Annotated in this window: 1 pseudogene; it reads right to left on the reverse strand. The window is 48.2% G+C overall.

What is annotated here, in order from left to right:
* Positions 1–247 (reverse strand): annotated as a pseudogene (locus CI597_RS18275) (reverse transcriptase domain-containing protein); the annotation flags it as partial.

Genomic DNA, 247 nt, shown 5'->3' on the forward strand with positions numbered 1-247 from the left:
GAACATGAGCATATCTTTGATAGCCATTTCACAGCTCCTGTTTGGACGGAATCCGTAACTGTGGTCTGAAAACAGCGGCTCGCACATAGGGCTGATTATCTGTGCTATACCCTGCTGGATTACCCTGCTGGATTACCCTGTCCATGACTGTCGGTATTCCAAGTTTTCTTTTGCTTCCGTTAGGCTTCGGGATTTCTACACGCCTCACGGGTTGAGGTTTGTAACTCCTTCCTCTGATTTGCTCCCT

Origin of the sequence: Anaerostipes hominis (ex Lee et al. 2021) (genome assembly GCF_002270485.1) — a bacterium.
GTDB classification, from domain to species: domain Bacteria; phylum Bacillota; class Clostridia; order Lachnospirales; family Lachnospiraceae; genus Anaerostipes; species Anaerostipes hominis.